Source organism: Nostoc sp. PCC 7524, assembly GCF_000316645.1.
In the GTDB taxonomy this organism is placed as follows: domain Bacteria; phylum Cyanobacteriota; class Cyanobacteriia; order Cyanobacteriales; family Nostocaceae; genus Trichormus.
This window is the reverse complement of sequence record NC_019684.1, coordinates 2,455,106-2,476,576: the sequence shown is the minus strand read 5'-3', so window position 1 is coordinate 2,476,576 and position 21,471 is coordinate 2,455,106. Positions and strand designations below refer to the sequence as shown.

11 protein-coding genes and 3 pseudogenes are annotated in these 21,471 nt (G+C 39.5%); 7 read left to right on the top strand and 7 right to left on the bottom strand.

The window, feature by feature from the left end; translation table 11 throughout:
• Nucleotides 1-13 precede the first annotated feature (13 nt).
• Nucleotides 14-1,278: pseudogene (locus tag NOS7524_RS09790) on the top strand (IS701 family transposase).
• Here the strand turns inward: NOS7524_RS09790 and NOS7524_RS09785 are convergent.
• On the bottom strand, nucleotides 1,222-1,821 hold the full coding sequence (locus NOS7524_RS09785) for an SDR family NAD(P)-dependent oxidoreductase (protein ID WP_235622414.1): 600 nt from the start codon (nucleotides 1,819-1,821) through the stop codon (nucleotides 1,222-1,224). The pseudogene NOS7524_RS09790 and the gene NOS7524_RS09785 overlap by 57 nt on opposite strands.
• Before the next feature lie 84 nt (nucleotides 1,822-1,905).
• Between NOS7524_RS09785 and NOS7524_RS09780 the strand changes: the two genes are divergently transcribed.
• The 3 genes from NOS7524_RS09780 to NOS7524_RS09770 all read left to right on the top strand — a co-directional run bounded on the left by NOS7524_RS09780 (nucleotide 1,906) and on the right by NOS7524_RS09770 (nucleotide 4,953).
• Complete coding sequence (locus NOS7524_RS09780) at nucleotides 1,906-2,823, top strand: LysR family transcriptional regulator (protein ID WP_015138317.1); 918 nt, start codon at nucleotides 1,906-1,908, stop codon at nucleotides 2,821-2,823.
• Nucleotides 2,824-3,098: 275 nt separating this feature from the next.
• Nucleotides 3,099-3,437 (top strand): hypothetical protein, encoded by a 339-nt coding sequence (locus NOS7524_RS09775; RefSeq protein WP_015138316.1) that lies wholly within the window; start codon nucleotides 3,099-3,101, stop codon nucleotides 3,435-3,437.
• 280 nt (nucleotides 3,438-3,717) lie between these two features.
• Nucleotides 3,718-4,953, top strand: a complete 1,236-nt coding sequence (locus NOS7524_RS09770; protein ID WP_015136751.1) for an IS110 family transposase — start codon at nucleotides 3,718-3,720, stop codon at nucleotides 4,951-4,953.
• A gap of 156 nt (nucleotides 4,954-5,109) precedes the next feature.
• On the opposite strand, the pseudogene NOS7524_RS29350 reads toward NOS7524_RS09770, so the two are convergent.
• A pseudogene (locus NOS7524_RS29350) lies at nucleotides 5,110-5,202 on the bottom strand (transposase); the annotation flags it as partial.
• A pseudogene (locus NOS7524_RS31180) lies at nucleotides 5,192-5,293 on the bottom strand (transposase family protein); the annotation flags it as partial. The pseudogenes NOS7524_RS31180 and NOS7524_RS29350, both read right to left, overlap by 11 nt.
• A 941-nt stretch (nucleotides 5,294-6,234) precedes the next feature.
• Between NOS7524_RS31180 and NOS7524_RS09765 the strand changes: the two are divergent.
• The 3 genes from NOS7524_RS09765 (at nucleotide 6,235) to NOS7524_RS09755 (ending at nucleotide 17,629) form a co-directional block, all read left to right on the top strand.
• Complete coding sequence (locus NOS7524_RS09765; protein ID WP_015138314.1) at nucleotides 6,235-16,608, top strand: Ig-like domain-containing protein; 10,374 nt, start codon at nucleotides 6,235-6,237, stop codon at nucleotides 16,606-16,608.
• A 196-nt stretch (nucleotides 16,609-16,804) separates the two neighbouring features.
• On the top strand, nucleotides 16,805-17,179 hold the full coding sequence (locus NOS7524_RS09760) for a hypothetical protein (RefSeq protein WP_015138313.1): 375 nt from the start codon (nucleotides 16,805-16,807) through the stop codon (nucleotides 17,177-17,179).
• Nucleotides 17,180-17,206: 27 nt separating this feature from the next.
• Nucleotides 17,207-17,629 (top strand): type II toxin-antitoxin system VapC family toxin, encoded by a 423-nt coding sequence (locus tag NOS7524_RS09755; protein ID WP_015138312.1) that lies wholly within the window; start codon nucleotides 17,207-17,209, stop codon nucleotides 17,627-17,629.
• Nucleotides 17,630-17,767: 138 nt separating this feature from the next.
• On the opposite strand, the gene NOS7524_RS27785 is transcribed toward NOS7524_RS09755, so the two are convergent.
• The 4 genes from NOS7524_RS27785 to NOS7524_RS09735 all read right to left on the bottom strand — a co-directional run bounded on the left by NOS7524_RS27785 (nucleotide 17,768) and on the right by NOS7524_RS09735 (nucleotide 21,391).
• Complete coding sequence (locus tag NOS7524_RS27785) at nucleotides 17,768-18,559, bottom strand: PEP-CTERM sorting domain-containing protein (protein WP_015138311.1); 792 nt, start codon at nucleotides 18,557-18,559, stop codon at nucleotides 17,768-17,770.
• A gap of 879 nt (nucleotides 18,560-19,438) precedes the next feature.
• The gene (locus NOS7524_RS09745; RefSeq protein ID WP_015138310.1) at nucleotides 19,439-19,696 is read right to left on the bottom strand and encodes a hypothetical protein; all 258 of its coding nucleotides are present in this window, start codon (nucleotides 19,694-19,696) and stop codon (nucleotides 19,439-19,441) included.
• Nucleotides 19,697-19,812: 116 nt separating this feature from the next.
• Nucleotides 19,813-20,196: a response regulator gene (locus NOS7524_RS09740; protein ID WP_015138309.1), complete on the bottom strand. Its 384-nt coding sequence runs from the start codon at nucleotides 20,194-20,196 to the stop codon at nucleotides 19,813-19,815.
• Nucleotides 20,147-21,391 (bottom strand): GAF domain-containing protein, encoded by a 1,245-nt coding sequence (locus tag NOS7524_RS09735; protein WP_015138308.1) that lies wholly within the window; start codon nucleotides 21,389-21,391, stop codon nucleotides 20,147-20,149. Before NOS7524_RS09735 ends, NOS7524_RS09740 begins: the two co-directional genes overlap by 50 nt.
• Nucleotides 21,392-21,471 lie beyond the last annotated feature (80 nt).

Genomic DNA, 21,471 nt, shown 5'->3' with positions numbered 1-21,471 from the left:
TTAGAAAAAGCTCATGAAAGAAACCACTCCCACAGCGATGCCCCCGTGCTTTGAAAGATGGTGTCAAAGATTTGATGATGTGTTTACTCATAAAGCTCAAAAAAGAGAGTTTAGACACTATATAGGGGGATTACTGGGGGAAAGTGAGAGAAAAAACCTGTTTCAAATGGCGGATAATGCTGTAGGTGTAACTTACCACCGATTACATCACTTTTTGACCGAAGCACCTTGGTCTAGTGGGCAGGTGAATGAGCGTCGATTGGAAATCATGAATAAGTGCAGTCAAACGAGAATTAGTAGAGGTTTTAGCTTAATAATTGATGATTCTGGTCATAGAAAAAGTGGTAATTTTACTGCTGGTGTGGGGAGACAGTATATTGGAGAAATTGGCAAAACAGATAATGGAATCGTAGTAGTAACAACGCATTTATATGATGGCAGAAAAAGCTTACCGTTAGATATAGAGTTATATCAACACGCTGATTCTTTAGCTCAAGGAAAACAAGATCCTCTATTTGAGAAAAACCAGAACTAGCAATCAAGTTAATAGATCAAGCCCTAAACAGAAAATATCAACCTGGGATAGTAATTGTAGATGCTGGATATGGCAACAATACATCATTTTTATTAGAGTTGGAAAAACGGCAATTAAAATATTTAGGAGGATTAGCTAAAAATCGAAAAGTAACAGTTAATCAAACAGATAATATTCAACAAACAATTCGGTTAGATGAATTAGCCCAGAGCTTACCCAAAGAGGCTTTCACAGAAATTCAAACAGATTTGGATAAACCCAAAACATTATGGGTAGTAACTTGTGAAGTGGAAATATCAAGTTTAACTGGAAAGCGAAATATTGCTATCGTCATGAATGCTTCTACTTTCTCAGCAGCCACCGATATTGACTACTTCATCACTAATATATCTTCATCAATTGTTACACCACAATGGATAGTTGATACATATTCTCAAAGGAATTGGGTAGAAGTTTTTTACAGGGAAGCTAAAGGATGGTTAGGACTTAAAGAATATCAAGTTCGTGATAAAAGGAGTTTACTGCGCCATTTTATTTTGGTTTTCTGTGCCTATACTTTTATTCTTTGGCATCAGTTAACTGGAGGATTAAGACGACGGTGGGCAAACAAACCTTTAAATACTTTTACTGAAGCTTTAGAAGCTTTCAGAACAGCCATGTCTTTTCGATTTATTGATTGGTTGAACTTAAATCGTGACGTGTTTGCTGCTTACAAAGCTAGTTTGGGTTACATTTGGGCTTGATTTTTGTCTAAGTCCCGTTAGCCCGTTTACCCCGATTTTGGAAAGTCTATAGGAAGGAGCTAGGGGGTAATAGTCGCTAGTGATATTACTGAGAGATGCCATTTCGGTGGAAACATTGACGATGCGACCGTAGTGGTTAGCTTTCATTAATGGTATTAAAGCTTGAGAAATTCTCAGTACCGCCAGAACATTGGTGTTAAATGTAGCTTGCATCGTTTCTAACTGAACAGTTAATAAGCTAGATTCTTCCGGCTTGGCTGTGGGATTAATGCCTGCATTGTTCACCAAAATATCTAACTTACCATAGGTTTGCCGTAGCCATTGCGTAAACTCTGTCACGCTAGTATTACTAGTTACATCTAGCAAATGATAGTTCACATCAAGCCCTTCACTAGATAACTGCTGCTTGGCAGCAACACCGTCTGTTTCATTTCGACTCGTCAAAACAACGTGAATGCCAATTTGAGATAATTTCCGGGAAATAGCATATCCTAATCCGCGATTACTGCCTGTGACTACAGCAATCTTTGTTTGATGTGTCATTTTGATAACTTTCAACAACTTTTATTTTTACTTTACTGAGATGTTATAAATTAATCAAATTGATTGAAATAATATATTTAATCGATGGGATTAATAGATTTATCTGGCATTGATCTGAACCTGCTTGTTGCCTTTGAAGTGCTTTTTGAAGAAAAGAGTGTGACAGCAGCAGCAACACGATTGTATTTAGGGCAACCAGCTATGAGTGCGGCACTAGGAAGGTTACGCGCACTATTCCAAGATGATTTGTTTATCCGAATTGGCAGAGAAATGCACCCCACTGCAAAAGCACTCTTAATTGCTCCTAATATCAAAGCCGCCTTACAACAAATTCGGCAGACATTAGAAGCTAATCAAACTTTTGACTCAACTACTTCTAAAGGCACTTTTACAATTGGCAGTTCAGATTACACCAGCTATGTCGTGATGCCCAAACTTTTGGAAATCTGTCATAAAATTGCACCAAACATTGATTTTCGTTTGATTGGTTTTGCCAAAGACTGTGTAGGAGAACTACTAGAGCAAAGAGAAATTGATCTAGCCTTGGGTGTTTTCCAAAATCCACCCAGACAAACAATGCAGATGCCCTTATTTTCAGAACGCTTTGTCGGCATTTGTCGTCGTGGGCATCCCGTGATTACTCAAAATGTGATTACACCAGAAATTTTCGCTAATCTTCTCCATGCTCTTTTCACTATCAGACAAGATGAAGTGGGTGAAATCGACAAAGTGCTGTCTCAATACAATCTCCAGCGTCGCATTGTTTTGACGACTCCTCATTTACTACTACTACCAGCAATTATTTCATCCAGTGACTTGGTTGCTACTGTTCCATCACGATTGGTAGCACCCAAGGCTTATCTTGGCTCATTAGAAATTTTTCAACTTCCTGTACAAACACAACCGTGGATGATTTCAATGTTGTGGAGCAAACTTACAGATCAGGATCAGGCAATTTGTTGGTTACGACAGATGCTCAAAAGCGTTTGTGAGGAAATTTAATTTTAGTCTTCACACCTACAGAAGTAGTAGCAGATTCTCCCACATCACCAGAAACACCAGAGAATGAGCTGCAAACCTCAACGCCACCAGAACAACCATCTGCGGAAGCGGATGAACCGATTGAACTTTGCTCATCATTGCTGTGGGCAGACTTGAAAGTAAGATGTATAAGACGAACGCCATCACCTTTAGTGCGAGTATGCGAATACTGAGAACTTTAAGTATTCGCTATTTTGGCTAAAGTTTCCTCTAAGAAAATGACATACCAATTCAATATGGTTAATATCAAACTATTTCTTCATAATATGCTTTTTCAAAAGGTCAACCCCAAAATAGTTGTTTTTATAAAAATAATATCTGTCGTGCTTATGACTGGAGCAATTATCTTAGAATTATGGAATGGTTATACGTTGGTAAATAACAAGCCAATTTTAAATAATTTAACTATAATTTTTTGGATAGAGCGAATTGTTATCACCATCCATTTTTTAGAAGCCGTAATAGCAACTATTTATGCACCAGCGAAAAACAGGATACCACTACAATATGGTATTTATACTTTTTTTGTAGGCACAATTGGGTTGTTAGAACTATTTAATCAGGAAGAGATATAGTTTTTATTTAAGAAGTCAGAGGGCAGTCCCAATGAAAAAATTTCATCACCATGAATGAAAATGTGGTAACTTCCAAGATAAGGCTGATACAAGCGAGGTTGTTTCCTTATTAGAGCATCAGAGCCTGAAGGGCAGTCTAACCTGGATATCGAGAGGAATTACCAATTGTCGCCACTGAGCAATTTTTTGGTTTTAGTGAGCACGCAAGTCAGAATCTACTATTTAGATATCCACGTATTAGCCCCCTATCAATTTTGAAAGTTGTAGTAGCTCAAGAGATATGCAGGTAGTCTACAATCGTTGTGCAGGACTAGATGTACACAAAAAGACGGTGGTAGCTTGTGTAATTACCCCGAAGTCTTCGTCCGGATGGCACAAGGAAATACGCACATTCACTACAATGACTCAGGACTTGTTAAAACTTTCTGACTGGTTAACAAGTCACAATTGTACTCATGTAGCAATGGAGAGTACTGGAGAGTACTGGCGACCTGTATTTAATATCCTAGAAGGAAACTTTGAAGTTATGTTAGTTAATGCCCGTCATATAAAAGCGGTGCCAGGACGCAAAACAGACATCAAAGATTCGCAGTGGATTGCCGAACTACTACAACATGGGTTGTTACGTGCGAGTTTTATTCCCCCTGTGGAGCAAAGAGATTTGCGCGATTTAACTCGTCATCGTAGCAATTTTATTCGCGAAAGAGTTAACTTAGTGAATCGAGTCCAAAAAGTGCTGGAAGCTGCTAATATCAAACTTGCCTCAGTTGCCAGTGACGTAATGGGTGTGTCAGGACGAGCAATGCTAGCTGCGATTGTTGAAGGTAGCGCTAGTCCTGAACTGATGGCGGACTTGGCAAAAGGAACCATGCGAAAAAAGCACGATTTACTGATTCAAGCACTTGAGGGTAGAGTTCGTCCTCATCAACGATTCATTCTTGCACAGCTACTGTGTCAAATTGATAGCATAGACGAAACAATTAAATGTTTTGACCAACAAATTGAGGAATATTGCCGCCCTTTCGACCAAGCGGTTGAGTTAGTTGACACCATACCTGGTGTTGCTCGTCGAACTGCTGAGATCATTGTCTCGGAAATTGGCACGGATATGAGTCGCTTCCCAAGTGCCGAACATTTGGCTGCTTGGGCTGGGGTTGCCCCTGGAAACTATGAAAGTGGCGGTAAGAAGCTTTGTGACGGCACTCGCAAAGGTAATCGAGTTTTACGAACTATTTTGGTTCAAGCTGCCCATGCTTTGGCTCGAACTAAAACTTACCTTGCTGCACAGTTTCGTCGTCTGTCGGCACGACGCGGAAAAAAACGCGCTGCGGTTGCTGTTGCACATTCTATTTTAACGATCGCTTACCATCTCATATCACGTCAAGAACCTTATAAAGATTTAGGAGCTGATTATTTCGACAAACATCGACATGTAAGTGTCAAGAAACGTTTGATTAAACGCCTAGAAAAACTTGGTTATCAAGTTAGTGTTGAACCTGTTCCGGTCGCAATTTAAACCTGTAATCAATATTTTGTTTCGGCTGTGTCGCCATTCAACGACAATAGCCACATACTTTCTTTAGTTTTTTACCAAAGTTTGATTTTCAAGTCAGAAGGAATCCCCATAAATGAATTTAGGCTCCTACGTGGATAGTGCGATCGCTTCTGATACATCTGCCACTACTTGTGCCTCTGGCATCAATTCTATAATTAAATTTTTATAGCCTTGCCATAAATCTATACTGACTTCTTCTATCTTCACTAAAAGGTTTCTTGCATACTTCGCATTTAAACTGCCGTCTATTTATTTCTAAAAATACTTGTTGTTCACCCCAGGACAAGTCTTTGATTATATGTCAATACGGTTCAGTTAAGGTTTTGATCCCCCCTAGCCCCCCTTCAAAAGCTATGCGTTACCCACATCTTTCTTTACAATCTTAAAACCCTTGCTCTATAAGCATCTTAAGGACTGAAACTTTAAGCATACTTGACAAATCATCATTTATTCTTCTCGCTAAAACAGTGTTTTTATTGAGAATGAAAAACGAACGAATCAGGGTTCTAGAGACGTGAGTTCATACTCTCGAAATGTTAAGAAAGATGTTTATAATGGATAGCTTTTTTAAGGGGGGTTAGGGGGGATCTGAATGTACTTAAAGTCACAGCCAAAAACTTTTTAAACAACCTCTCAAGTAGAATAGGTCTCACCGCAATATTTTTATAAGGATTTTTACACTTTTTAATTTTATTTATTGTGTTTTTAGCATATTAGGTACTGAAGAACCATACTTTTTAACCTTAAACTGAAATTCCATTAAACTCTAATTTTTGAGAGTTAAAGTCTCACCAAGGCGTTTAGTAATTTTGCTGATTCAATACATTAGATACAGTTCGCATAGTATAGCAAATCACTTACCATAATTACTTTCTTCAAAAAAACTTAAGTATATTTACCAAATTATTTACGTATTCTTTATGAAAAATTAGCATTGGCTTCGTGACTAACTCAGTATAATCTTTATTGTTTCGCGCCAAATCGCACTTATTTTTATTTGTACACCTATAAATAAATACGGAAAACTGATTACGTCAATTTTTCGGATTTACATGGTTGTTTGTCATGTGTAATCAAACAGAAAACTTTGTGAGGTGGCATCCTAGCAACGTCTCTGGTTCATCCACAAATTGACAAATAATCAGGATTGAGGGCATTTACACCATCAATCAAACAGTACCCAAAAAAAGTGTAAACGCGATCTCATAGTGACGTAACCAGATACTAGGGTGGAAATCCCAAATGTATAACGAATTTAACGTTTTTGACCAAGGTAACTCCTCCCTCGATTTTCAGTATCCACTTTTGGATCAATCTTTATTTCCGTCGCCTGAACGATTGAGAGAACGGCCTTCTGGTCTGATGAGGGTTGACAATATAGAGATTCCGTCACTTACGCCTACAACCCTAGCACCGAATTTCGCTATTCACTCTAATTTTTCTGGGTTACATTCGCTAGTAGATCCTCTGGTGGGAACATCACCAGTAGTTAATAGGGAAGCCATCAACCTCGCACTTTCACAGGTGGGTCAATCCTTTGAGGATTTTCTGCAAAAACCAAATTATATTGACAGCTTACAAGTAGCCTTTGGCTCAGGATGGCAACAAGAAACAGCCACAGCCCTGATTAAAGATTTAGCTCAGGGTCAAAACTTACTAGCAATAGAAGTTGTTACAGGTCAGGAACTCGAAGCCCAAGGTGCTTTTAGTCAGCAGACAAATACAATTTATCTGGCACAAGAATTTGTCCAACAGAATCCTACAAATGCGATCGCCACAGTTCTCACTGAAGAACTCGGACATTATATAGATTCACAATTAAATCCGGTTGATACTCCTGGAGATGAAGGAGAGTTATTTGCTGCAATTGTTGATGGGGTTGAGTTAACACCAGGACAACTGCAAGCCATCAAAGTAGAAGATGACCACAAGATAGTCACAATCAATGGTCAAACTTTGCTGGTAGAACAATCAGTTAACGAAATTGTTGGCACAGGTGGACGTGATGTTTTAACAGGTACACCATTGAGCGATCGCATCATTGGAGGTACTGGTGCAGACATCATTACAGGTGGGTTAGGTGCTGATGTATTTGTTTACCAAAGCATTAGGGATGCAGGCGACACCATCAAGGACTTTGAACTGCGTCAGGATGTGATTGACGTAAGCCAAGTATTGAGTAGTTTTGGCTATCAAGGACTCAATCCCATTGCGGATGGTTACATCAAATTCAGCACTTATACAGGTGGCACAATTATTCTCATAGACAGTGATGGTACAGGGTCACTGTCAGCTAGACCTTATATATATGTAGAAAACGTTACGCCAAATGACTTAAGTAGCTATTCTAGTCACTTTATACCCAATCCTGGGGAACCGCCACAGATAGAAGCAAACTTAGTCAATGATACAGGAGTCAGTGACAGCGATCGCCTCACCTTTGACCCAACAATTAACGGTAAAGTAACTGCAACCAGCAATCTCGTCAGTCTCAAAGCTGGTTTAAATAATCAACCAGTTACGGTAGATATTTTTGATACACTACAGCCGGATGGCACTTTTAGTTTGACTTCGGCACGGTTAAGACAAATTAACGGTGGTAGTCTCAATGATGGTGCGTACACATTAAAACTCCAAGCTATCGATAATAAAGGCAATATCTCCAGTGTCTACAGCTTCAATTTTGTTCTAGACACAACCGCACCAAATTTAAACCTACAACTTGACCCAGACTTTGATTCTGCGCCAGTGGGAGATTTGCAAACTAACTTTGAGACAGTCAACTTAGTAGGGACAACAGAAGCTAATTTAATTGTGTCCTTGCAACAAACAGGAGTTAGCAATACAAGCAATAATCTAGGACAGTTTAGCTTTGCAGATATCTCACTCACTCAAGGAAATAATCTGTTTACTGTAGTTGCAAAAGACTTAGCAGGGAATCAAGGGGAGTTTAGTCAAACATTCCAACGCTTAGTTCAACCAGTCAACGCAGCACCGACAAATCTGAGTCTGATTCCTGCTAGTAGTGCAGAGAATGTGCCAGATAATACCACCATTGGTACATTCACCACAACTGACCCTGATGTTGGCGATACCCATACTTACAGTCTAGTTGCTGGTGAGGGTGATACAGATAATACAGCATTCACCATTGTTGGCAATGAACTGCGTATCAATGATTCACCGAATTTTGAAACTAAGTCAAGTTATAGTATTCGTGTCCGTACCACAGATGCTGGGGGATTGAGTTACGAACAAGTCTTTAATATCAGCATTACTAACGTTAACGAAGCACCAACCGATATTCTGTTGGACGGGGATAAGGTAGAGGAGAATGCAGTCGGAGCAGTGGTGGGGACAATCTCAGTAACTGACCCCGATCTGGTAGCAGATTTCCTCAACAACACCGTTACTGTCAATGATGACCGCTTTGAAGTGGTTAACAATAATGGTACACTCCAATTGAAGCTCAAGGATGAGCGTAACATAGACTATGAAGTTGAAACCACAGTTCCCCTCACCCTTACAGCTACTGATGTCAGCGATAGTTCCCTAACCTACAGCAAGAACTTTACTATAAATGTCACTGATGTCAATGAAAACGTTCAACTGCCAACGATTAGCGCAGCTCTTGCTAATGATACGGGAGTAAGTAACAGCGATCGCCTCACCCAAGATCCCACTGTTAACGGACAGATCACAGATGCCACCACTTTACAAGGTAATCTTAACGGTAACGGCTTTGTTGATATTAGCGATGCGTTGAATGAAGACGGCAGTTTTACCATCTCTTTGGAACAGTACGATGTCTTAAGTAATGGTGCTTTGCCAGATGGAGATTATACCCTGGAATTAAAAGCCAAAAATATCACTGGGCAAGAATCTGAGATAGTAACGATAAGCTTCATCCTTGATCTGACACCTCCACCCCTAACATTTGGGTTAGCTCCCGAAAGTGATACAGGAATATTAGGGGATGGAATTACAAGCGATCGCTTCGTTACTCTGGAGGGACAAACCGAGCCAGGGTTAACAGTGGCGTTGCTAGAAACCCAACAAATGCTCACGGCAGATAGTCAAGGGAATTTTAGCTTTATTGATGTTCCCATGCCAGTAGCAGGCCAAGCACCTTTTACGATAGTGGCAGTAGATACAGCCGGAAATCAAGGGCGATCGCAACAGTTTTTGACCAGAGAAGGAATTAACGGCGCACCCGAAATTACCAGCACGCCTGAAAGTATCTTTGATACCCAAACTCAATCAACCTATACTTACCAAATTACAGCCACCGATCCTGATGGGGATGATCTGACCTATACGCTGCTGAATGCGCCTTTGGGAACAGAGATTGATGAGAATCGAGTTTTAAGCTTTACCCCATCAGCAGATTTAAAGCCGTTTTATGAATTTACCGTAGAAGTCAACGATGGTCGTGGTGGAACAGATATCCAAACTTTTACGGTAGAAGTTCCGGCTTTTGCTAATTTCGGAACAATTAGAGGTATTAAATGGAATGATTTAAACGGGAATGGGGTTAGAGATAATGAACTGGTACAAGGAGCCAATCCTGATGTTGTCTACGTTTTAGATGTATCAGGGAGTGCAGATTTTGGTTTTGTCGGTTCTCCCATTGGTGACTTTAATGGCGATGGTTTAGAAAATACGAGGTTAGATGCAGAAATTGCTGCCTTTATTGCTCTTAACCAACAATTGAATAGTCAAGGACTGGGAGATAGGGCGCAGGTGGCCATTGTTGTGTATAGTGGGTTTGCAGCTCATGCAGACATGAACTTAGGCACAAATGGTTTACAGTTAACCACCACACTAGGCACAGACAGCAATAGTGATGGGACAACCGATGTAGAGGAAATATTACGCTCCATTCGCTCTGGAGCATTTGGTGTGGGCAACAACACTGGAACTAACCCAGAAGTGGCACTACGCAAAGTGGAAGAAACTTTTGCTTCTATTGGAACACAGACAGGTAATGGTAACGTAATCTTCTTAACCGATGGAGAACAGAACCGGGGTGGATCAATTGTTGATGAGGTAGAACGTCTAAAGGCACAAGGATTTAATTTGTCTGCCTTTGGGGTAGGTAATGATGCGTCTTTGAGTGTGATTCAAACGATTGACCCTGATGGCACAAAATTTACTTCTATTGATGACATATTAGATGCGTTTGGTGGTATTGGGGAAGGCAGTAGAAGTGTTTTAGAACCTGGTTTAGCAGGGGTTAGTATTTATTTAGATATTAATAATAATGGCATACTTGACTCTGGAGAACCCGTCCAAGTCACGGCACAAGATGACCCCAACACCCTTGATATTGATGAGACAGGGCAGTATGAATTTAACAACCTTGCACCTGGAACTTACATTGTTCGTGAAATAATACCAGATGGATTTGAACAAACATTTCCTCTGAGGAATGTAACTCGGCCTGGTGATGGTTATGCCGATATTATTTTAGAATTTGTATCTGGCGGTAATGCTCCTTCTCCTTTAATAGAACCTTATGGTTCTACAGGCGGCTTACCATCTGGTTCTCCTTTTAATGGTAATGGAAGATACACAGTTGAACCAGTCAACCCAGAGGTGATTTTAGGTGCGCCACCACCAAGCCCTATTATTGGTCGTAATCCCGAAGTAGACTGGTTAGCTTTACCGCTAGGTTCTTACGTCACTGTTGGTTTTACGGATGAAGTTATAATTGACGGGCCAGGGGATGATATTTTCATTCGCAGTTTCGATCCTATAGATTCAGCGAATGAATTTGCTGATGTTTTTGTTAGTAGTAATGGGATAGATTTTGAACTTCTTGGTACAATCAACCAACGAGGACTGGTTTCTCTAGATTTAGCAAATATTAATTTTACCAAACCAGTAATAGCTGTTAGGGTACAAGGTTTAGATAATAGAGGAACTTCTCCGGGATTTGATTTGATTAGTGTAGAAGTATTACCGGGAAGTATTGCTAGCCCTGATTTCTATACTGTTCAACTAGAAGCAGGAGAAATTGTTGAGAATATTGACTTTGGTAATGTTCAAATTGCCATAAATCAAGACCCAATTATTACTTCAACGCCCATCATAGAAGCAGTTGTGGGTCAACCTTATGAATATCTTGTACGGGCAAACGATCCTGATGGAGATCCGCTTACTTTTAGCCTTAACCAAGCCCCAGAGGGAATGGTTATTGATCCTCAAACGGGTCGCATTTCTTATACACCAACAATAACAGCTATTACGTCTAATTTTGACACCTCTGATAGTCAAATTAGGCCTGGTGCAGATAATCAAGCAACTTTTACTAATATCAGTCAATTTAACTTTACAGACGCAATCAGTGACTATGCTATAGGTGAAGGATTTAATGTTTTTACTAACCTACCAGTAGGACCTGTATTCCGCAGTGCTGTTAGTTTCGATTTGAGTTCTTTGAGTAGCCAAGTTACTTCTGCTAAGTTGCAATTGCTCAAGAATCGTACCAGTGGAGACCCGATTGAAACTTTAGGATTATTTGAGGTTACTACTGAGATCAATCAGCTTTATACAAATAGAATCGGTCTTGTATCACCAGAGATTTTCGAGGATTTAGGCACTGGTACAAGCTATGGTACTTTTGATGTGGCAACAGGGGGAAATCCCAGCGAAATCCTAGAATTTGAACTCAATGAAGCAGCGATCGCCGCTATTAATGCAGCTAGTGGTGATTTCTTCTCTATCGGACTTGCTCTTTTGAGTGCTAACCCCAATAACACAACACAAGCAGCCGAATATCTTTTCGCCTTTAGCGGTAATGCAGGAATTCAGCGACTGGTATTGGAAACCGAGAATAAGGAAACAGTTGAAATCCTTGTCAATGATGGTAAAGGTGGTGAAGCAGTCCAGAACTATACCTTAAGTATTGTTGAAAGTTCCGATAACCAACCGCCTGTTATTACTTCTACCCCAACAATCAGTATTGCGCTAGGAGAAACTTACGAATATCAGATAGAAGCAACAGATCCTAATGCAGACTCTCTTACCTACAGCTTAATCAATTTCCCTGATGGGATGGAAATTGACGAATTTGGAAAAATTACTTGGATTCCTACAGAAATTGGGGAATTTACGTTAGAAATTGCAGTCAGTGATGGCAGAGGTGGAGCTGATACTCAGATTTATAGAATAGAAGTAGTTAGAGACTTAGCTGAAGACACCGAAGCTCCTCAAGTCAATCTCAGCTTCAACAGTACGGTATTAAAACTGGGAGAAACACTAAACTTACAAATCCAGGGTTTTGATAACATTGGCTTGGCTGATTTAGACCTTTCTTTTAACGGTAATTCCCTAGTTCTTACCCCTGATACTGTTACTAATGGCTTAATTAATACTGCTTCTATCACCCTCAACAAAACTGGGGTATTTGAAGTAGTAGCAACAGCTACTGATTTTTCGGGTAATACGGATACAGAAACTATCTCTATACGAGTAATTAACCCCAATGATACACAAGCACCAATCACGGAACTCGATTTGAGTGGATTTGACCCCCTCAATCCCGTGATTAGTGAACTTACTGATATTGTGGGAACAATTAATGATCCAGATTTGGAATTTTACCGGGTTGAACTTGCACCTGTTAGCTTGATTAACCTGAGTAATCCCGCAGCTAACGACCCGGATTACATCACCATTGCGGAAGGAAGGGCTAATGTTGATAATGGCGTATTGGCTCAGATAGATCCCAATTTGTATCGTAACGATAGCTATTACATCAGGGTTTATACTCAAGACTATAGCGGTAATGCCAACGTTCAAGGTGTGGTGTTGGGTATCAATTCCCAAAATAAACCAGGACGTTTCGCCTTAGAATTTACCGATTTATCTATTCCGTTAACAGGAATCCCCATTGAAATACAACGTCGTTACGATAGTCTGGATGCGAAATTCTCTGGTGACTTTGGTTACGGTTGGAGTTTAGGCTTACAAGATGCTCAAATTCAGGAAGCTGCACCTACAGGTGTAGATTTAAGCCGTGATAATTTCTTTGGCGGTAACTCCTTTACAGTTGGTACTCGCGTTACTTTAACTACACCAGATGGTCGTCGTGTTGGTTTTACCTTTAATCCTGTCCCTGACTTAGCCGGATTGCTGGGTGTGCGTTACAAACCCACATTTACACCAGATGCTGGTGTTTATGACAGGTTGGAGGTAGACTACACACCTTTGAGTATTCGTAGTGATGGTTCTGTGGGACTATATCTGTTTGGCTTTACCTACAACCCCTCACAGTATCGCCTCATCACTAAGGACGGAACTACCTACCGTTATGACCAGTACAAAGGACTACTAGATATTACTGACCGTAACGGTAATAAGCTAACTTACACTGATGCGGGAATTTTCAGTTCTACTGGTCAATCCGTCAATTTTAACCGAGATGCCCAAGGGCGGATAACCGAGATTATCGATCCGGCTGGTCAAGGGATTATCTACAATTATGATGCTCAGGGTAACTTAGTAAGTGTGACTGACCAAGCAGGATTATCTGCTACTCATACTTACTCTGATAGTCGTCCTCATTACTTAGAGCAAATCGTAGACCCAAGGGGCAACATAGTTATTAAAACCGAGTATGATCCTCAAGGGCGAGTTATTGGTGTTACGGACGCATTAGGCAATATTATTTCCAACTCTTATGATGTCAATGCCACTGGTTCCAGCAAAACGCAGATTGACCCATTAGGTAACACTACAACAACCGTATGGGATGACCGAGGCAATGTAATCTCGATTCGAGACCAAGTTGGTGCAATCACAACATTTACCTACGATGCCAACAATAATCCTATTACTGTCACTGACCCCAGAGGCTTCACAACAACTCGGACATTTGATACCAGAGGAAATCTTACTAGTATTACCAATGCTTTAGGAAATAGTCGTACTTTTACTTACGACCAGTTCAACAATGTCATAACAGACACTAATTCATTAGGACATATAACTCAATTTATTTACGATGCCAATGGTAATTTAGTTCAAGTAATTAATGCCACAAACCAGAGCAACCGCTTTACTTATGACAATTTAGGTAGAGTCAACAGCTTTATAGATGCAAATGGCAATGCAATAACTTTTAGTTACGCCAATACAACATTAGGTAAACCAACTCAAATAACTTTCTCTGATGGTAGTACCCAGCAAATAGAATATAACCAATTTGGTCAAATTACTCGCCTTGTTGATGAAAATGGTCATGCAACAACTTATATCACCGATTCCATCGGCAGGTTAATAGCTCAACGTGACCCCTTGGGTAATGAAATCACTTACACCTATGATGCTCAACTAATCACCAGCGTCACTGACTCATTAGGTAATGCTGAAAGTTATGAATACGATAATGCAGGTCAGTTAATTCGCCGCATAGACCCATTCAATGGGGTTACACAGTTGAGTTATGATGCTTTGGGAAGACGCATTAGTGAAACCGACCCATTAGGAAATACAACAACCACGACTTACCGGGGTGATGGTTTAATTACAGCAATTACTGACGCTGCTGGTAACACAACTTATTTTGAATATGATTTAGCGGGGAATCAAACTGCTGTAATTGACCCGTTAGGAAACCGGACAGCATTTACTTATGATGCTCTGGGACGGCAAATTATGCAAACTGATCCCTTGGGTAACGTCACTACATACAATTACGACGCGGTGAATAATTTAATTGCAATCATTGACCGTAATAACCGTCAACGCACCTTTACTTATGATGCAGTTAATCGTTTGTTGCAGGAAAACTGGTTAGTTGACGATACCCCAGTTCAGATAATTAATTTCACTTATGACGCTGTAGGTAATTTAATTTCAGTAACAAACCCCGATATTACCAATACATTTGTCTACGATAGTCGAGATAGAGTCATCCAAGCTAGTACAGAAATATCGGGATTATCACCTGTAGTGTTAACCTACACTTACGATCGCACAGGTAACAGAATATCTGCTAGTGATAACTTGGGAGTCAGTGTTAACTCGACTTATGACCCCCGTAACTTATTAACTAGCCAAACTTGGCAGGGAACAGGGATTGATCCCGTACGTATTGACTATGCTTACAATAGCAGAGGCGATCGCACTCAAATTCAACGCTTCTCAGATTTAACAGGAACACAACTTATTGGTAGTAGCACATTCAACTATGATGCACTGCAACGTTTAACAGAGATAACCCACTTCGATGGTGCTGGTTCTACTCTGGCAAGTTACAACTACAACTATAATGCAGCTAGTTTGATTAATAGTGAAATCTACAAAGGACAAACCACAAATTACACTTATGATAGTGTAAACCAACTCACTAATGCTGACAGGTCTATACTGCCGGATGGAAATTATAACTATGATGAAAATGGCAACCCCATAGGCAACGGTTTTGTTGTTGGTGCTAATAATCAAATATTATCCGATGGCACATTTAACTACAGTTATGATGCTGAAGGTAGTTTAGTTACTAAGACTAATATTGCCACAGGTAATGTAACAAACTATGTTTATGATTTTCGTAATCGGTTAATAGAAGTTGTAAATAAAAATGCTGATGGCAATACAACTCAATTTGTAGAGTTTAAATATGATGGCTTTGGTCGTCGAATTTCTAAAACAGTCAATGGTGAAACAACTTATTTCATCAATGAAGGTAATAATCTCTGGTCTGAACTAAATGAAGTTGGAGAAGTGATTAATCGCTACTTACACGGTGCGAAGGTAGATGAATTAATTGCTCGTTATAGTCCCAATGAAAGAACAAGTTGGTATTTAACTGACCGTCTTGGTACAGTACGAGATGTAGCCAATACTGTTGGTGAATTGATTAATAGTATTGACTACAATAGTTTTGGACAGATTCTTGCTCAAACTAATCCCAGTGCTGGAGATAGATTTACATTTACAGGGCGAGAATACGACGAAGAAATAGCACTGTACTACTACCGCGCTCGTTACTATGATGCGAATTTAGGCAGGTTTATCAGTCAAGATCCTATTGGATTTGCTGGACAAGATGTCAATCTTTACCGTTATGTAGGTAATAATCCTGTTAATGCAACAGATCCCAGTGGATTAATCGCAGCTATTGAGTACAAGATAATTATTGATCTGTTTGTATTAGGAGAACCAGGCTCTTTTATTGGTGCATTGATTGGTTTTCTACAAGGATTTGGTGCAACAAACCTTGTTTTCATCGGTAATATCCTAGAAATTGCTAATGCAGGAGGTGACGTTATAGCTGAATGGGGTACTGCTATTGATAGAACTATAGAAAAAATGGAAGAGATTCAAAATGAACTATCCCGTTTTAACGCCGTAGATATAAAACAAGGATTGGTATCTGGTTTTGTTGACGGTGCGGGTCTAGATGTGGTTAAGATTCAACTAAAAATTCCTGATTTAATTGTGTCTGAAGATGATCCTTTCTTTGGTGAAATTGATTTGCTAGAAAGAGGTGGTGCTGCTCTTGGTATCCCGACTTCTATTGATATTCCCCTCAAAGGAGGTGGTTTTGAAGATGGTTATCGAGAAGCAAGAATATATTTAGAGTCACTGAATCCACGCAGATAACCATGTTTTGATTTTACTGGTGTGTTAGCGTTAGCTTACTGTAGGCGATACCTAACGGTAAGCTACCGCTAACGCCATGGTCAGCTTATGGAGAATGAGAGCGTTGGGCTATGCCCCGCCGTAGGCATCGCCATTTTAAACCCGGTACTTCTGCCGATTCACTTACAATGAAAGAGCATAAACTGAAAAAAATGCTATGAATTCCTTTTCATCTGCAACATCACCAAACAGAAGCCAACACAATAACGAAGTATTAGTAAATGTTATTGTCAAACAAGAAGCTGATGGTAGAACAGTGGCTATTGTACCAGGATTACCCGAACTACAAGTAGAAGCAAGCGATCGCACAACAGCATTAACTCAAATTCAGCAACGCTTAGAAAGCCATCTAGCTGGTGCAGAAATTGTTTCTTTATCTGTAAAATTGCCATCTCATGAACAAAAAAACCCCTGGTTAGCAATGGCTGGAGTTTTTAAAGATGACCCACAATTTGAGCAAATGCTTGTAGCCATAGAAAACTATCGACAAGAAATAGATAAATCTACAGAAGATACTTTTCTGCAAGAGTAAGAGTATACTTGCATAGGTAAAAATCAGATGACAAAATGGGTACTTGATACTGACCATGTTTCACTACTACAACGAGGTCATCCAGTAGTGGTTAGTAAAGTAAGTGCTGTCAATCCTGCGGAAATTGCAGTCACAGTAATAACTATTGTTGAGCAAATGTATGGTCGTTTAGATGTAATTAACCGCACCAAATCAAAACAAGAATTAGTTACAGCTTATGCTTTATTAAAAGAAACATTTAATCTGTTAAGTCAAGCTAATATTCTTGATTTTAATGAAGCAGCATTTGATACGTATAACGATTTATTAAAACAAAAAATTCGTGTTGGTACACAAGATTTAAGAATTGCAGCCATTGCACTTTCTTTAAATGCTACAGTTGTGACGCGCAACTTTAAAGATTTTCAAAAAGTTCCTAATTTAAAAATTGTGGATTGGTCAATTCCTTAAAGCTGGTAAATTAACTAGGTTGGTGAGATAATTATATAAATCGCTATTTTTCACAGGCATCACCCTTCACTTATTTTAAAATATCAGGCGATAGCCTCCAGTCGTCCGGAAACTATCGCCAAAGATAGCAAGAGGTGATCAGACTTGATTTTTATTTGTTTTCATCCACTGATTTTTTCTAGATAAAACACCAAACCCCATAGTCACCAAAGCTCCCAAGATAGTTGTAGGTTCAGGTATAGTTTCACTAATTGGGCTACTCTCTAAAGTCACATTCTGAATAGAAAGAGCAGATGAAACAGTGTAATCATCTATATCAAGTACACCAAAAGCTATTGTATATGTTCCAGCATTATTAAAAGTGTGTTTGACAGTTTGAATTCCAGTTTCCTTATCAAACGCCACTATAAAATTAGGTAAGGACTGTGTTGCATCATTAATATCTGCTAGTTTTTTAATTTGGTCATTTACCAATAAAAAACTATAATCATTCAATGAACCGCGTAAAGTTCCACTGACTAAATCAGAATTTTCATTAGTCAAAAAATTTCTTTGAAAAATCAAAGAATCTCCAGCTTTTACATCAATGGTTCGCTTGATAGCAGAACCCTCATAAGCAAACCCATTGATATCTAATAAACCGACATCTATTCCCAAAAACTCAGCCAAGTTTGGACTAACAAACCCTACCTCACCAGCAGGCTGACCAGAAAAATTAAATTGTCCACTGATTGCACCCAACTGGATATCATCATCTAGGATGGCATCAGTTGACAAAAGTACCTCTTTAGGGTCAGCAACGAATACATCGCCAAATGTACTCCAAGGAGAAGTAGCATTATTAAAATCCAAATCTGCTGCTTGTGCTGGACTAGAAATTAGTAAGCCACCCCAGGATAATACACCGATAAACTTTATTGCGTTTCTCATCTTTTCTTTTTTACGTTGTATGTATTACTGTGATTCAAGTATCTTTAGTCCAGTGCTTCATTCATAAATATGAACTGAAAAGCAAGAGTCTATTACTCAAGTAATTTACTTAGATAATAGTAAATTTACGTAGAAACTTAACTAAATTTTTAATGAAGAATATGTATTGATATATTCGAGATAAATAACTTTATTCAGAGAATTTTTAATATTGTCTTTTTTACGTGGACTAAAATTTATAATATGTATTTAATACCAATTTCATGTGAAGTTGCACATATTTAGATTCCCCTAAATCCACGCCACTTGCTACAAGTCGGGAAACCCGCCCAACGCAGTGGCTCCCCTTAAAAAGGGGGACTTTGATTCTAGTTCCCCCCTTTTTCAAGCTATCCATTATAAACATCTTTCTTAACATTTCGAGAGTATGAACTCACGTCTCTAGAACCCTGATTCGTTCGTTTTTCATTCTCAATAAAAACACTGTTTTAGCGAGAAGAATAAATGATGATTTGTCAAGTATGCTTAAAGTTTCAGTCCTTAAGATGCTTATAGAGCAAGGGTTTTAAGATTGTAAAGAAAGATGTGGGTAACGCATAGTTTTTCAAGGGGGGTTAGGGGGGATCGAATAATATGCAGCTTCATAAAGAATTGGTATAACCTAATTACTTACCGTTCGCGCAATCGAGGATGAGTTTGGTGAAATAGATGAAATAAAGCATTATTACTTTTGGCGGAATTGAAACAGATGTTACCGCATAGCCAGCCGCAACCATAGACAATAGCTTTTGGCTACTGATATGCTACTCTATAAGCCACTCTCATCAGGCACGCATCACAACCACAGGTTACAATTGCCCCAGCTTCTGTAGTCCATCTTCAGGTGGATTTGGGGGGTGTAGATGAGTAATTAGCGATCGCAGCAATATAAATGAGATGCACCAACAATACTAAAACCCAACCAGCTGTCACTAGGGGCAACCATTCCCAATTAGCTGCTGTCAGATTATGGAAGAACCACAAGCCAGAGTTAATCGTAGCAGCAACAGCAACATGAACAGCAAAGTTCATGCGATCGTCTAACTTGCGGAATTCAGGATCATTGCGATCGGGTTTGCGAGGCCAACGAGGAGGCATAAATATTGATTACAAATTTCAACATACCCTGATCATTTTAAGGTGTTTAGGGATGCTAAACAAGAACACCACCGAGCCGAGCCATGAGCCGCATATTTGAGTCAACTGGATAACCGTTAGTGTCGATATTCTCTATAGGCAGACTCTATAGTTTGCAGTAACTTGGGAATATCGTATGGTTTAGAGACAAAATAAGGAATACCAAAGTTTAAAGCTAGTTCCTCTAGATAACCATGTGCGGTTGTCAATACAATTGGCATCTCAATACCTTGAGATTTTAATTGTTGATAAACTTCTACTCCTGTTAATTCCGGCATTCGATTATCTAAAATTACTAAATCTGGTTGCTCCTCAATTACTTTTTCTAGAGCTTCCTTGCCGTTACTCGCTTCCTCGACCTGCCAACCCTCTTCTTCTAGTAAAAAAGACAGCATAATTCGACTATCATCGTCATCGTCTGCTATCAATACTCTCCGTATAGTTAAATTTTGATTGCTCATTATTAATGTTGGTTTTTGTTAAATAAATCATGTATGGTTTTGGTGCTAATGGATAAGTATTTAATCCCGGAATGGATGTAAAACTAACTTGCACCAGATCGGAATTCAGCATACTATACACTGCTACTTTTACTATTCCCCCTTCACCTGCAATTTCAAAAGATTGTATAAAATAACGTAATAAATGGCGTAAAAGACTTCTAGGTTCGGTAAAGACTGTAATTGGTTCTTGCCACTCAGTTATAACCTCAATTTTACGAATTGCAGCCTCCGTCGATAGGAGATCAACTATGTCTTCGATAATACCAGTGAGTGACAGAGGTTTGGCTGTACCTGTTTCCAATGATGCCAAAGTATGCCAAATATCAGCACGACGACGAAAGATTTGAATTGATTGTTCAGCTTGTTGCAGTAATTTTTTGGCGTGTTCTATGCGGTTTGCGGCTAACATTCGAGAGCTAACCTCTAGTTTTAAACGTCCGGCTTGATTGGCTTGGATGAGATCCTGACGTAGTTCGTCTAGTCGTTGATAATCTTCAGGATTGGATGTGAGGACACGATGTATATCTTTTTCTAAGTTAGCAATGATAAATTCGGCTTCCACGGCACGAGACGCGCACAGTAATATCTCTTTTAGTCGTTTTCCTGCATCTGGTTGACGTGACGATATACTCAACACACCAACGATTTCTTGTTTTTCATTGCGGATGGGAATTCCTTGACAGGTAAAAGGATGAAACCCTTCGATAAAATGCTCTGCGGCGATAATTTCTACATAATCTGCTTCTGCTAGGGTTGTACCGATACCATTAGCACCGGCTACAGCTTCCGACAACAAAGAACCAGGTTTAGGAAAAGGTTCTGGGCCATTTATAGTCTGCTCATCACCGATCGCATCTAGTAAAATACCTTGGCGATCGCCTAACATCACTGCATGACGCTGATTACCTACTGCTTGGGAGAGGATGCGGAAATAGGGACGAACTGCATCAATTAAATCACTATGTTGCTCTACTAAACGCTCTGTCTCCAGGCTGGATAATATTTCTGCTTGTAAAGCGCGGGGGTTAGCTCCTTGCAGGTGCGATCGTTCCCAAGCACGATAAACTGTTGAGCGCAGCATATTCACAGGAATTGCACCTGTAGATTTATACACACGTCCTGCTTCTAGTGCATCTATATCTAGAGGAGACATGGCTTTCAGATTTTTGGTTGGATCAATTTTATCTTACTATTTTTGTAATCATGTTCACTGAATATTTGATTGTTCTAGCT

Coding starts and splice junctions, on each gene's coding strand:
- NOS7524_RS09785 (WP_235622414.1), bottom strand. CDS start 1,821: ATGACACATCAAACAAAGATTGCTGTAGTCACAGGCAGTAATCGCGGA.
- NOS7524_RS09780 (WP_015138317.1), top strand. CDS start 1,906: ATGGGATTAATAGATTTATCTGGCATTGATCTGAACCTGCTTGTTGCC.
- NOS7524_RS09775 (WP_015138316.1), top strand. CDS start 3,099: ATGGTTAATATCAAACTATTTCTTCATAATATGCTTTTTCAAAAGGTC.
- NOS7524_RS09770 (WP_015136751.1), top strand. CDS start 3,718: ATGCAGGTAGTCTACAATCGTTGTGCAGGACTAGATGTACACAAAAAG.
- NOS7524_RS09765 (WP_015138314.1), top strand. CDS start 6,235: ATGTATAACGAATTTAACGTTTTTGACCAAGGTAACTCCTCCCTCGAT.
- NOS7524_RS09760 (WP_015138313.1), top strand. CDS start 16,805: ATGAATTCCTTTTCATCTGCAACATCACCAAACAGAAGCCAACACAAT.
- NOS7524_RS09755 (WP_015138312.1), top strand. CDS start 17,207: ATGACAAAATGGGTACTTGATACTGACCATGTTTCACTACTACAACGA.
- NOS7524_RS27785 (WP_015138311.1), bottom strand. CDS start 18,559: ATGAGAAACGCAATAAAGTTTATCGGTGTATTATCCTGGGGTGGCTTA.
- NOS7524_RS09745 (WP_015138310.1), bottom strand. CDS start 19,696: ATGCCTCCTCGTTGGCCTCGCAAACCCGATCGCAATGATCCTGAATTC.
- NOS7524_RS09740 (WP_015138309.1), bottom strand. CDS start 20,196: ATGAGCAATCAAAATTTAACTATACGGAGAGTATTGATAGCAGACGAT.
- NOS7524_RS09735 (WP_015138308.1), bottom strand. CDS start 21,391: ATGTCTCCTCTAGATATAGATGCACTAGAAGCAGGACGTGTGTATAAA.